The organism is Paraburkholderia terrae, assembly GCF_002902925.1.
GTDB classification, from domain to species: Bacteria; Pseudomonadota; Gammaproteobacteria; order Burkholderiales; family Burkholderiaceae; genus Paraburkholderia; species Paraburkholderia terrae.
The window spans coordinates 1374375-1387488 of sequence record NZ_CP026111.1; the positions used below are offsets into that span (position 1 = coordinate 1374375).

At 64.4% G+C, this 13114-nt stretch carries 12 protein-coding genes; 7 read left to right on the plus strand and 5 right to left on the minus strand.

Annotation, left to right across the window (positions count from 1 at the left end; genetic code table 11):
* Positions 1-180 precede the first annotated feature (180 nt).
* From aceA to C2L65_RS06180, 3 genes are all read right to left on the minus strand, one after another.
* A complete protein-coding gene (aceA, locus tag C2L65_RS06170; protein ID WP_007742222.1) occupies positions 181-1488 on the minus strand; it encodes an isocitrate lyase in 1308 nt (435 codons plus the stop codon).
* A gap of 394 nt (positions 1489-1882) precedes the next feature.
* Entirely contained in the window at positions 1883-3544 is a 1662-nt protein-coding gene (locus C2L65_RS06175) for a DEAD/DEAH box helicase (RefSeq protein ID WP_042307198.1), read from the minus strand.
* A gap of 421 nt (positions 3545-3965) precedes the next feature.
* Positions 3966-4235 (minus strand): acyl-CoA-binding protein, encoded by a 270-nt coding sequence (locus tag C2L65_RS06180; RefSeq protein ID WP_042307259.1) that lies wholly within the window; start codon positions 4233-4235, stop codon positions 3966-3968.
* Positions 4236-4405: 170 nt separating this feature from the next.
* On the opposite strand from C2L65_RS06180, the gene tsaB reads away from it, so the two are divergent.
* The 4 genes from tsaB to C2L65_RS06200 are packed head-to-tail and all read left to right on the plus strand — an operon-like array spanning position 4406 to position 7743.
* A complete protein-coding gene (tsaB, locus tag C2L65_RS06185) occupies positions 4406-5278 on the plus strand; it encodes a tRNA (adenosine(37)-N6)-threonylcarbamoyltransferase complex dimerization subunit type 1 TsaB (protein WP_042307199.1) in 873 nt (290 codons plus the stop codon).
* Positions 5275-5769, plus strand: coding sequence for a ribosomal protein S18-alanine N-acetyltransferase (gene rimI / locus C2L65_RS06190; protein WP_042307202.1), 495 nt, complete (start codon positions 5275-5277; stop codon positions 5767-5769). The genes tsaB and rimI overlap by 4 nt, the downstream gene beginning before the upstream one ends.
* Entirely contained in the window at positions 5756-6766 is a 1011-nt protein-coding gene (locus C2L65_RS06195; RefSeq protein ID WP_042307204.1) for a uracil-DNA glycosylase, read from the plus strand. The genes rimI and C2L65_RS06195 overlap by 14 nt, the downstream gene beginning before the upstream one ends.
* Positions 6763-7743 carry a DUF1853 family protein gene (locus tag C2L65_RS06200; protein ID WP_042307206.1) on the plus strand — a complete coding sequence of 327 codons (981 nt, stop codon included), beginning with the start codon at positions 6763-6765 and terminating at the stop codon, positions 7741-7743. The genes C2L65_RS06195 and C2L65_RS06200 overlap by 4 nt, the downstream gene beginning before the upstream one ends.
* A 22-nt stretch (positions 7744-7765) precedes the next feature.
* On the opposite strand, the gene thiD is transcribed toward C2L65_RS06200, so the two are convergent.
* Together thiD and lplT are read right to left on the minus strand one after the other, a co-directional pair.
* Entirely contained in the window at positions 7766-8572 is an 807-nt protein-coding gene (gene thiD, locus C2L65_RS06205; protein WP_042307208.1) for a bifunctional hydroxymethylpyrimidine kinase/phosphomethylpyrimidine kinase, read from the minus strand.
* Between the two features lie 96 nt (positions 8573-8668).
* Entirely contained in the window at positions 8669-9976 is a 1308-nt protein-coding gene (lplT, locus tag C2L65_RS06210) for a lysophospholipid transporter LplT (protein WP_042307210.1), read from the minus strand.
* A gap of 219 nt (positions 9977-10195) precedes the next feature.
* Here lplT and alr point away from each other — a divergent pair, with 219 nt between their 5' ends.
* The 3 genes from alr (at position 10196) to C2L65_RS06225 (ending at position 13083) form a co-directional block, all read left to right on the plus strand.
* Positions 10196-11266 carry an alanine racemase gene (gene alr / locus C2L65_RS06215; RefSeq protein ID WP_042307213.1) on the plus strand — a complete coding sequence of 357 codons (1071 nt, stop codon included), beginning with the start codon at positions 10196-10198 and terminating at the stop codon, positions 11264-11266.
* 35 nt (positions 11267-11301) lie between these two features.
* A complete protein-coding gene (gene radA, locus C2L65_RS06220) occupies positions 11302-12678 on the plus strand; it encodes a DNA repair protein RadA (protein WP_042307215.1) in 1377 nt (458 codons plus the stop codon).
* A 141-nt stretch (positions 12679-12819) separates the two neighbouring features.
* Entirely contained in the window at positions 12820-13083 is a 264-nt protein-coding gene (locus tag C2L65_RS06225) for a DUF2866 domain-containing protein (RefSeq protein WP_042307260.1), read from the plus strand.
* Positions 13084-13114 lie beyond the last annotated feature (31 nt).

Genomic DNA, 13114 nt, shown 5'->3' on the forward strand with positions numbered 1-13114 from the left:
ATTAAGTTCTCTCTCAGGTTCGTCTCATTCATATCGGGCGTCATGGACAGACCGCCCGACCTTCCTCCCTGGAAGTGATGGAAACCGGCCCTCTGCGGGGCCGTTTTTCATGATGCTGCGAGTGAGAGGCGCGTATCTTCCGGCCGCTGAATCCGTCGACGTCGGAGGACGTCAGACGCTTCAGGCGACCTTCTTGTTATCGAAGAACTGTTCGTCTTCCGTCGAGCCGTGCAGGGCCGTCGTCGATGCATCGCGCTCGACCGTCTGCGTGACGGCGTCGAAGTAGCCCGTACCGACTTCGCGCTGGTGCTTCACGGCCGTGAAGCCCTTTTCGGCGGCGGCGAACTCGGCCTGCTGCAGTTCGACGAACGCGCTCATCTGCTGGCGCGCGTAGCCGTGCGCGAGGTTGAACATCGAATAGTTCAGCGCGTGGAAGCCGGCGAGGGTGATGAACTGGAACTTGTAGCCCATCGCGCCGAGTTCCTTCTGGAACTTGGCGATCGTCGCGTCGTCGAGGTTCTTCTTCCAGTTGAACGACGGCGAGCAGTTGTACGACAGCATCTTGCCCGGGAATTCCTTGTGGATCGCCTCGGCGAATTTCTTCGCGTATTCGAGGTCCGGCTTGCCCGTCTCGCACCAGATCAGATCGGCGTACGGCGCATACGCGAGACCGCGCGACACGGCCTGGTCGAGGCCCGGCTTCGTGCGGTAGAAACCTTCCACCGTGCGCTCGCCCGTGAGGAACGGCTTGTCGTTGTCATCGACGTCCGACGTGATCAGATCAGCGGCTTCCGCGTCGGTACGAGCGATCAGCACGGTCGGCACGCCGCAGACGTCGGCGGCCAGACGCGCGGCTGTCAGCTTCGCGACGTTTTCGCGCGTCGGCACGAGCACCTTGCCGCCCATGTGGCCGCACTTCTTGACGGACGCCAGCTGGTCTTCGAAATGCACACCCGCCGCACCCGCTTCGATCATCGCCTTCATCAGCTCGAACGCGTTCAGCACGCCGCCGAAACCGGCTTCTGCGTCCGCGACGATCGGCGCGAAGTAGTCGATATAGCCTTCGTCGCCGGGATTCTTGCCTTCCGACCACTGAATCTGGTCGGCGCGCGTGAGCGTGTTGTTGATGCGCTTCACGACGAGCGGCACCGAGTTCGCCGGATACAGCGACTGGTCGGGATACATTTCACCTGCCACGTTGGCGTCGCCCGCAACCTGCCAGCCCGACAGATAGATCGCCTTCAGGCCGGCCTTGACCTGCTGCATCGCCTGATTGCCCGTCAGCGCGCCGAGCGCGTTGACGAACGGCTGTTCATGCATGTCATTCCACAGCTTCTCGGCACCGTGACGGGCGATCGTATGCTCGGCTTGCAGCGAGCCACGCAGGCGCACGACGTCTTCCGCGGTAAAGCTGCGCTTGATGCCCTTCCAGCGGCTGTCCGTTTCCCATTGTTGCTGAAGCTGCTTTGCCTGGTCGTTGCGCGTCATGGTGTGCTCCTTTTGCCTTTGTAAGAGGGTTCGGTGGACTCGTGACCTCCGCGAAGCGGGACCGCCGAAGGCGTTTCGTTTCGCGAAGTCTTATATAAGAGTCTAGGCGTAAGGCGCTAGGTGGGACAGACACCATCAAGGCTTTTTCGGCGATTTTTATTTTATGATTTTCAATGGGTTACGTAACACGTTTCGCAATGAGAAATGGAATTTTCCATGTTGCAATAGCGCCTGTTGTGCCGTGCAACACGATTTTTTACGACACAGAAAATTTTTTCGCATCGTGAAATGATGGCTGGGGCGAAAAAAAAACCGACGCCGGGGCGTCGGTTTTTCGGGATGCGGCAGATTTGCCCGCATGAGTCAGGCGCCGTGTGAGGCGCCTGCGCGACATTTAGTCGCCGCGGCGCGTGTTGCGCGGGCCGTCGTTGCGGCGAGCACCGAAACCACCGTCACGCGAGAAACCGCCTTCGCGATTGCCGCCACGATAGCCGCCTTCGCGGTTGCCACCGCCGAAGCCGCCTTCACGCGAACCGCCTGCCGGCTTGTTGTTGCCCCAGCTGCGACCACCGCCGCTGCCGGCTTCGCGCGGCGCGCCGTAGCCGCCGCCATTGCCGCCGCTGTTGCCGTCACGCGAACCACCATAGCCCGGCTTGCCGCCGCCGCTACCGAAGCGTCGGCCACCATTGCCGCCGCCCGGACGGCCACGGCCGCCGCCGAAACCACCTCGGCCGTTAGCCGGCGGGGACTTGCGCGGCTCGAAGCCTTCCACAACGTTGACAGGCAGCGGCGAACGCACGAAACGCTCGATGCGCTTCAGCGCGCCCTGTTCGGCGTGATGCACGAGGCTCACTGCGATGCCCGAGCGGCCCGCGCGGCCCGTACGGCCGATACGGTGTACGTAGTCTTCAGCGAACTTCGGCAGGTCGTAGTTGAACACGTGCGTGATGCCGGGAATGTCGATACCACGCGCAGCAACGTCGGTCGCCACCAGCACGCGCACACGGCGCTCGCGCAGTGCGCGGATCGTGCGGTTACGCGCGCCTTGCGGCAGGTCGCCGTGCAGCGCAGCCGATTCGAAACCGGCGTCGGCCAGACGGCCGGCCAGCGAGTCGGCGTCGCTCTTCGTCGCCGTGAAAACGATGGCCTGGTCGAGGCCGTCGGCGCGCAGCAGATGGTCGAGCAGGCGGTCCTTATGATCGCGGTCGTCGACGTAATGCACCGTTTGCGCGATGTTGGTGCGCTGTTCCATGCGCTGGACGATCTCAATACGCTCCGGATCCTTCAGCAGGCGGCCCGTCAGCGAACCGATCTTGCCGTCGAGCGTGGCCGAGAACAGCATCGTTTGACGCGTGGCGGGCGTCGCGGCAACGATCGTCTCGATGTCGTCGATGAAGCCCATGTCGAGCATGCGGTCGGCTTCGTCGAGCACCAGCATCTGCAGTTGCGACAGGTCGATACGGCCGCGCTCCAGATGGTCGAGCAGACGGCCCGGCGTGGCGACCAGGATTTCGGGGTTCTTCGCCAGCAGCATCAGCTGCTGGCCGTAGGCGACGCCGCCCAGAATGCTGACGGTGCGCAGACGCTTGAGGTGCTTGCCGTACGTGGATGCTGCCGTCGTCACCTGCATCGCGAGTTCGCGAGTCGGCGTGAGGACGAGCAGGCCCGGACGCGCGACGGGCATCGGACGGCGGCCACGGCCACCGGCGTTGCTGTCGCTGCGCGGCTCGCGCGGTTGACTGGCCAGGGTTTTTTGCAGCTGCGCGAAGCGCTCGATGGCGGGCAGCATGAACGCGGCCGTCTTGCCCGAACCCGTCGGGCTCGACACCAGCAGATCGCGGCCCGCAATGCCGGCGGGGATGGCGCGCTGCTGGACGGGCGTCGGCGTCTTGTAGCCGGCTGCCGTCAGCGCAGAGACGATATCCGCCGACAGACCCAGCTCAGCGAACGTCGGGCCTTCAGCTTCAACGGCTTGCACGGCCGTTTCCGGCGTGTCGAGACCGAGGGCTTGTTCGGCGATGGCGTTCAGCGGGCTGGTGGTATTGCTCGAAGTCATGAGAATCCTTGAAACATGGGAAGTAACACGTCGGCGCCAATCGGCATACCCAAGTCGTCGGATTCAGCGAGCAAAAAATCAGCGAGCAAATCGAAAAACGGGGGCAACTCGCAACAATGAAGGCGAGTTTCTCGTTAGAAGCTGTATCGAATGCGACATGCCGGAATTGGCGTGCCGCCAGCCTGGACTTGACGGCCCGTAGGGCCATGCAGGAGGGGACAGGTTCTAAACTGGATTGGAGCAAAACGCTACGAGACGCTTTTCCGCAGCGTCTCCGGAACAGACCGGACATAAGCGGTGAAGCGCAGCCAGCATTATACCGATTTTTGCTGCACCGCGCCACCGTTAAGAACTTTCCGAATTAAGGGGGCTAATTCGTGAGAAGAATGGATGCTTAGCCGCGCCTTCAATGCGTTCCGTATCAGGCCGCCGTACCGTTTTTCAGCGATTCGACCAGCTCGACATATTGCTGTTTGGCCGTTTCCTGCGCGGTGCCTTGTAGCGCGGCCCACGCATCGTACTTGTACTTGCCGACGATATCCGTGAAGCCGGGCTTGTCGCCATGCACGTCGCCGTCGGTGCCCTGCTTGAAGAGCGCGTACAGGCGTAGCAGCGTGAGATTGCCCGGACGCTCCGGCAGTTGCTTCACGTCTTCCAGTGCCTTGGCGAAGAGACCGTCCACGTCGCTCATCAGATTCTCCATGCTTTATTCGAGATAGGGCGTCGATCATAACAAGCGATGCGCGGCGCGCGGCCCCGGGAGGCTGGAGCGATTCTTCCAAACGCCGGGCGCGGCTGTTGGGCGCGCGTCGGGTTTTGTTCGCATCCGGCGATGCAGGGTGCCGCATTACAATAGCGGTCATGACGAAAATCGTGCTGCTTGCCCTCGATACTTCGACCGAATTCTGCTCGGTCGCACTCCTGTCCGCCGAATCCGCCGACGCTGCGTCATCGGCCGATGCGGACGCGCCTGCGCCCGAACCGCGCGTGTGGACGCGTCACGAAGCGACGGGCGCCGTCTCCAGCACGCGGCTTCTGCCTGCCATTCGCGAACTGTTCGACGAAGCGGGTCTCGCACTCGCCGACTGCGACGCGATTGCGTTCGGCTCGGGTCCTGGCTCGTTCACGGGTTTGCGCACCGCGACGGGCGTCGCGCAGGGTCTCGCGTTTGGCCTGAATTGCCCGGTGGTGCCGATCGGTACGCTGCTCGCGTGCGCCGAAAGCGTACGGCTGCGCGATCCGTCGGTGACGCGCGTGCTCGCCGCGCTCGACGCCCGCATGGACGAGGTCTATTGGGCCGACTACGCGTGGGACGACGGCGCGGGCGAATGGCGTACGGTTCATTCCGCGTCGCTTGGCGCGCCGGATGCGCTCGCCTTGCCGGATCAGCCGTTCACGCTCGCGGGCAATGCCGCAGCCGCGTTTGGCGAGCGGCTGAAGGCGGTGTCGGCGGCGCGCAGCGTCGATCGGGAAGCCGTGCCGCACGCATTGCCGGTTGCGTTCGCCGCGCTGCGGGCGTTCCGCGCGGGCCGTACGCTGCCCGCCGACCAGGCCGCGCCGGAGTACATCCGCGACAAGGTTGCGCAGACCACGGAAGAGCGCATGGCCGCGAAAGCGGCGCAAGTGCAGGCAGCGGCAGCGCTGAAGGGGCAGCCGGGCAACGAGTCCGAAGCTGGTAAATCGGGTAAAACGGGCCAGGCGGCTCAAACCGCGCACGACGAGGGCACGCGATGAGCGGTGTGTTGCTGGCGGACCGTTACATGTCGCCGATGACCGAAGGTGATCTCGACGAGGTCGCCGCTGTCGAAAAGCTCGCCTATGAGTTTCCATGGAGCCGGGGCAACTTCGAAGACTCGCTGCGCAACGGCTACTTCGGCATGTGCCTGCGGCACGTGACGGGCACGCTGATCGGCTATTGCGTGCTGATGCCCGTCGTCGATGAAATGCATCTGCTGAATCTGTGTGTCGCGCCCGTGGCGCAGCATGCGGGCGCGGGCCTCGCGCTGCTGCGCGAAGCCGTGCGCGTCACGCACGGCGAAAAGCTCGCGGGCATGCTGCTCGAAGTGCGGCCGTCGAACCATCGCGCGATCAAGCTGTACGAGCGCTTTGGCTTTACGTCGATTGGCCGTCGTAAGAACTATTATCCGGCGCGTCATCGCAGCCGGGAGGACGCCATCGTCATGCGTTTCAGTTTCGCGAAGGAGGGCGCAGATGGCGCTGCATGAATCTGCATTGGAAGAACTCGGCCTGGCGCCGAGGTGGGTGCGTCGCGGGATCACGCAGGGCGCGGCAGTCGAGCCTGCACCCGAAAGCGCCGCCGATGCCGTGTTGAGCGAAGCGCCGCTTGCACGCGCCGATAGGGCTGCGGCCGGAAGCAACGAAACGGTGCGCGCGCAAGCAACCGGTTCGATCGAAGCGCAGTCGGGCGACATCGTTGAGCCTGCAATCAAACCCGTCGCGCGAGCCGAAGCGCAAGCGGCGCATGCGCCCGAATCCCGCCGCGCGCCACCTCCCGCATCGGACGCGCCGCCGCCGTCATCCGATGACGACTTCGCCTGGTTCGACGACCTTCCCGCCGAACCGCTGTCGCAAACATCGGAGATAGAAGCCAAAGCGGACAGCCCCGGACAGCCGTCCATCGATACGCTCGACTGGCCCGCGCTCGAAGCCCGCGTGTCGGCATGCGAACGCTGCCGTCTGTGCGAGCGGCGCACCAACACGGTGTTCGGCGTCGGCGATCGCGAAGCCGACTGGATGCTGATCGGCGAAGCGCCCGGCGAGAACGAGGACAAGCAGGGCGAACCGTTCGTCGGCCAGGCGGGCAAGCTGCTCGACAACATGCTGCAATCGCTCGATCTCGCGCGCGGCACGAACGTCTACATCGCGAACGTGATCAAGTGCCGGCCGCCCGGCAACCGCAATCCGGAGCCGGACGAAGTCGCGCGCTGCGAGCCGTATCTGCAACGCCAGGTCGCGCTCGTGAAGCCGAAGCTGATCGTGGCGCTCGGGCGCTTCGCCGCGCAAAGCCTGCTGAAGACGGAGGCGAGCATTTCGTCGCTGCGCGGACGCGTTCACGAATATGAAGGCGTGCCCGTCGTCGTCACGTACCATCCCGCGTATCTGCTGCGCAGCCTCGGCGACAAGTCGAAGTCCTGGCAAGACCTGTGCCTTGCCCGCGACACGTTGCGCAACGCAGCCGCGCAAGGAGAAGGGCCGAAATGAGCGAAGACGCCGGGCCGACCGCTTCGTTCGAGGCGCCGTCAGCGGCCCGGCTCGATGCGCTCGCCGATGCCGCCGTGCGCGACATCGCGTGGCTGCTGTTCAGTCCCGACCTGTTGCGCGCGCAACGGCCACCCGGTGTGCTCGCGACACCGTTCGAATCGCCCGATGAAGTCGCTGCATCGCTGGACTGGCTAGAAGCGCAGGACGCCGACCCCGCCGCGTTGCATCGGCATATTGCGGCGGCACGGGTGACGCGCCTCGGGCGCTACGCCGAGTGCCTGCTCGGATGGTTTCTGCAGCAGGGTCCGGCGGCGCGCCTGATCGCGGCGAACGTCGCGTTGCGCCGCGCCGGCGTCACGCTCGGCGAATGCGATTTTCTCGTCGAGACGCAGGCGGGCAGGCGGCTGCACTGGGAACTGGCCGTCAAATGCTATCTGCACGCAGGCGATGGCCGCGGCGAACTGGCCGACTACGTGGGCCCGAATCTGCAGGACCGCTTCGATCTGAAGCTCGCGCATTTGCTCGATCATCAACTGCCGCTCAGCGCGCGCGAAGAGTTTGCGTCGCTCGGACATCGCGGTCCGTGGGACCCGCAGATGTTCGTCAAGGGCTGGCTGTTCTATCGGAATGGCCTCGTTGAGCGCGATCCCGTCGAAATCGACCCCACGCACGCGCGCGGCTGGTGGACGACGCGCGCCGAGTGGCCGTCGTTTTCCGGCACGCAGGCCGATGCGTGGATGCTGCTGCCAAGGCTCGAATGGCTAGCGCCGCGTGTGCGCAATGGGCGTCACGCGTCGGGCTTCGTATCAGCGGATGCGCTCGCGCGGCAACTCGCGCAACAGACCGGCCCGACGATGGTCGCGGCGTTCGTCGAGCGTGCTGATGGACTGTGGACCGAGCGCTCGCGCGGCTTCATCGTGCCCGACGACTGGCCCGAGCGGGCGCAGGCATTTGCACGCGAGCAGACGGCCCGCTGACAAAGCGCTCAGCGGCTGCGTTCTACCACCAGCGATAGAAGTGATGCACCGGCCCGACGCCATGACCGACGTCGAGTCGGGCGCTCTGTTCTAGCGCGCCCGTCAACCAGACTTTCGCATCGGCGACGGCGCTCGCGAGGTCGTCGCGCTGCGGAATCAGCGCCGCAATCGCCGACGACAACGAGCAGCCCGTGCCATGCGTGTTCTTGACGGGCACACGCGGACCGGCGAGACGCATCGTGCCGCTGTCCTGAATCAGCCAGTCGGGGCTGTCGGCGGCGGCGAGGTGGCCGCCTTTCATCAGCACGGCGCGCGCGCCCAGCTTGCGCAGCGCTTCGCCCTGATCGACCATCGCGGCTTCATCGGTCGCGCTCGATGTGCCCAGCAGCGCGGCCGCTTCGGGCAGGTTCGGCGTCAGCAGATCGGCGAGCGGCAGCAGTTCGCTGCGCACGGCGTCGACGGCTTCGGGCGCGAGCAGCGCGTGATTGCTCTTCGAGATCATCACGGTATCGAGCACCACATGCTTCGGCTGATAACGGCGCAGCGCGTCGGCGACGGCGCGCACGATCGATGCGTTCGCAAGCATGCCGATCTTCACCGCGTCGATGCGGATGTCGTCGAACACGGCATCCAGTTGCGCGGTGACAAAGCCGGGGTCGGGCGTGTGGATGGCCGTCACGCCGCGCGTGTTCTGCGCCGTCAATGCCGTGATCACGCTCGCGCCGTACGCGCCGAGCGCCGAGAAAGCCTTGATATCGGCCTGAATGCCGGCGCCGCCGCCGGAGTCGGAGCCGGCGATCGTCAGGACGTTGGGAATCGGTCGGGTCATGGAAGAACCTGAAAAGCGGAGCGCGCGTGGCGCGCTGGGACAGGACGGATATGCGGCGGCAGCGAAGATGCGGCAGCGGCGGGTGTCAGTGCCGCGTCAGTGCCGGGCTTCGCCGATCAGCGACACGGAATCGAACGCGCGCTGGTTCGCCTGATGGCGGCGCATCACGAGCCACATCATCACGCACACGAAGGTGCCGAACAGCACGATCACGATCGCGACGGGCACGTCGAGCCACACGAGCACGGCGTACAGGCACAGCATGATGAGCACGGAGAGATTTTCGTTGAAGTTCTGCACGGCGATCGAGTGACCCGCCGACAGCAGCACGTGCCCGCGATGCTGGAGCAGCGCATTCATCGGTACGACGAAGAACCCCGATAGCGCACCGACGATCATCAGGAAGATATAGGCAAAGATCAGATAACCGGGGACGTGCATCTTGCCGAAGTAAAAGCCCCAGTGCGACGGGAACATATGCTTCGTGTAGAAAGCCATCAGCATCACCGCGATGCCCATGATGATGCCGACGGGCAGCACCGACAGCGACTTCTTCAACGGCACGCGCGCGGCGGCGATCATCGCGCCCGCCGCGACGCCCACGGCGACCACGGCCTGCAGGATCGCGCCTTCCGACAGCGACATGCCGAGCGACACTTCCGCCCACTTCAGCACGATGAATTGCAGCGTCGCGCCCGCGCCCCAGAACAGCGTCGTGACGGCGAGCGAAATCTGGCCGAGCTTGTCGTGCCACAGCACGACAAAGCAGTCGGCGAAATCAGTGATGAGCTTGATCGGTCCGTGCGCCTGACGCGGATAGCGGGCGCCCGTGTCGGGAATGCGCAGATTGAAGAGCGCGGCAATGATGTAGATCAGGATGATGATGAGCATCGCGGCTTCCGCCGGCGTATGGATCGCGGACGGCGTGTGTTTGATGACGTGCGATGCAATATGTGGGCTGATCAGTGCGCCGCCGAGCACGGTGCCGAGAATGATCGAGCCGACGGTCGTGCCTTCAATCCAGCCGTTCGCGGCGACGAGGCGGTCAGGCGGCAGCAGCTCGGTGAGAATGCCGTATTTGGCGGGCGAGTAGGCGGCGGCGCCAAAGCCCACGATGCCGTAGGCCAGCAGCGGATGCGCGCCAATCAGCATCGTGAGGCAACCGACCACCTTGATCGTATTGGTCACGAACATCACACGGCCCTTCGGACGGGAGTCCGCGAAGGCGCCGACAAAAGCCGCGAGCACGACGTACGACAGCACAAAAAACAGCTTGAGCAGCGGCGTCATCCAGTTCGGGGCGTGAAGATCTTTCAGCAGTGCAATAGCAGCGATCAGAAGCGCATTGTCGGCCAGCGACGAAAAAAACTGCGCGGCCATAATGGTGTAAAAACCTTTTTTCATCTGATGCGATGCTTTCCTCGCTGCGGTCTGTCCGCCCCGGCCGTGAGGTGTGCGTCCGGGCTTATTCCGTTCGAAATGGGTTGTGCGCACGGCTTTATATCACGAAAATAGCCGAATCCCGACTAGCAGAATCCTTGATCGCATTGTCGCGGTTGCCTCGGGGGCGTTGCAAACGCCCTGTAAGCTGCTGATTCGACAATGTCTTTACGAAAATATCCCATGCCGCGCCCAGTCTCAGCCACGATTCATACCGCCGCTCTCGCCAATAACCTCGCAGTTGCCCGCCGTTATGCGCCGAAGTCCAAAATCTGGGCCGTCGTCAAGGCCAACGCCTACGGTCACGGACTCGCGCGAGCGTTCCCGGGCTTGCGCGCAACCGACGGCTTTGGTTTGCTCGACCTCGAAGAAGCCGTGAAGTTGCGTGAATTGGGCTGGGCCGGGCCAATTTTGTTGCTCGAGGGCTTTTTCCGGCCGACGGATATCGACGTCATCGACCGCTACAGCCTGACCACTGCGCTGCATTCGGACGAGCAATTGCGCATGCTGGAAATGGCGCGTCTGTCCAAGCCCGTCAATATCCAGCTGAAAATGAACAGCGGCATGAACCGGCTCGGCTACACGCCCGAGAAGTTCCGCGCCGCGTGGGAACGCGCGCGGGCCTGCCAGGGCGTGGGCCAGATCACGTTGATGACCCATTTCTCGGACGCTGACAGCGAGCGCGGCATCACCCATCAGATGGAAGCGTTCGAGCGCGGCGCGCAGGGCATCGCGGGCGCGCGCAGCCTGTCCAATTCGGCCGCTACGCTCTGGTATCCGGAGGCGCATTTCGACTGGGTGCGCCCGGGCGTGATGTTGTACGGCGCGTCGCCCTCGGGCTTGAGCGCGGAGATCAAGGACACGGGCCTGCAACCGGCAATGACGCTGAGCTCGGAACTGATCGCGGTGCAGACGCTCAAGGAAGGCAGCACGATTGGCTACGGCTCGATTTTCACCGCGCGCGCAGGCATGCGCGTCGGCGTCGTTGCGTGCGGTTACGCCGACGGCTATCCGCGTGTCGCGCCGGAAGGCACGCCCGTGATCGTCGACGGTATTCGTACGCGGATCGTCGGGCGCGTGTCGATGGACATGATTACCGTCGATCTCACGCCGTGTCCGCAGGCGAACGTCGGCTCGCGCGTCGAGCTGTGGGGCGCGCAGTTGCCCATCGACGACGTCGCGCAGTCATCCGGCACGATCGGCTACGAGCTGATGTGCGCCGTCGCGCCGCGCGTGCCTGTGCGTGCCGAATAATCCACATCAAGAATCACGACGCGTGACAAAACAAGTTGGCTAAACAAAAAACGTTGTACATCTGCACGGAATGCGGCGGGCAGTCGCCGAAGTGGCAGGGCCAGTGCCCTGCGTGCAATGCGTGGAACACACTCGTCGAGTCGGTTGCGGAGTCGCCTTCCGCGCACCGCTTCCAGGCGCTCGCCAAGAGCCAGCCGGTGCAGCGGCTCGCCGAGATTCATGCGTCGGACGTGCCGCGCTTCTCGACGGGCGTCGGCGAGTTCGATCGCGTGCTCGGCGGCGGGCTGGTGGCGGGCGGCGTCGTGCTGATCGGCGGCGATCCGGGGATCGGCAAATCGACGCTGCTGTTGCAGTCGCTTGCGGAAATCGCCAGCGAGCGGCGGGCGCTCTATGTGAGCGGCGAGGAGTCGGCGGCGCAGATTGCGTTGCGCGCGCAACGGTTGTCGCTGCTCGAACCGGGTTCGCACGCCAGCGAGCTGAAGCTGCTCGCCGAAATCCAGCTGGAGAAAATCCAGGCGACCATCGCCGACGAAAGGCCGGACGTCGCCGTGATCGACTCGATCCAGACCATCTATTCGGAAGCGCTGACATCCGCGCCAGGATCGGTGGCGCAGGTGCGCGAATGCGCGGCGCAACTGACGCGCGTCGCCAAGCAGACGGGCACGGCCATCATCATGGTCGGCCACGTGACGAAAGAGGGCAGCCTCGCGGGCCCGCGCGTGCTCGAGCATATCGTCGATACCGTGCTGTATTTCGAAGGCGACACGCATTCGTCGTTCCGGCTCGTGCGCGCGTTCAAGAACCGCTTCGGGGCCGTCAACGAACTGGGCGTGTTCGCGATGACGGAACGCGGCTTGCGCGGCGTCGCGAATCCGTCGGCGCTGTTCCTGTCGCAGCACGAGCAGATCGTGCCCGGCTCGTGCGTGCTGGTCACGCAAGAGGGCACGCGGCCGCTGCTGGTCGAAGTGCAGGCGCTCGTCGATGCGGCGAACGTGCCGAATCCGCGCCGGCTGGCTGTCGGCCTCGAACAGAACCGCCTCGCGATGCTGCTCGCCGTGCTGCATAAGCACGCGGGCATTGCCTGTTTTGATCAGGACGTGTTCCTGAACGCAGTGGGCGGCGTGAAGATCACTGAACCCGCCGCCGACCTCGCCGTGCTGCTCGCGATTCATTCGTCGATGCGCAACAAGCCGCTGCCGAAGGGGCTGATCGTGTTCGGTGAAGTGGGACTGGCGGGTGAAATCCGGCCGTCGCCGCGCGGTCAGGAACGTCTGAAGGAAGCCGCGAAACTCGGCTTTTCGATTGCGCTGATTCCGAAGGCGAACGCGCCGAAGCAAGCCATCGACGGATTGCAGGTGATCGCCGTCGAGCGCATCGAGCAGGCCATCGACCGTATCCGAACGCTCGAATAAGCCGGACTCAGACGTCTGCGGATCGCGTCGGCTTTCTGGCGTAATCCGCTGTAAATTTCTCAACCGCGGCTGTAACCCAAGCGACTTTCGTTTTCCCTATCCTCGTGAAATGGAATGTCACGAGCGGAAAAAGGAAGCGTCTTGAAACGGTCCCATGAATCCTCAGCCGAGTTTCTCTCGAACCTGCGCGGCTGCCGCGTATCCGCGCCCATTCAGGGGCTTTGGGGCGGCGGCTGCCGGATCGTCGAATGGATCGACACGACGGGGCAGATTTCGCGGCGCGTAGTCGCGGAAGATGTGACGGCCGACGAAGTGCGGGCGACCATCCGGCACCACGTTGAAGGCCGCAAGCACCGGTTGATCGACGACGAGCGGGAGCCACGGCAGACCTTGCCGCGGCGTTAAGGCGGCCTCACGGCGCTCACCGCGCCCGCCA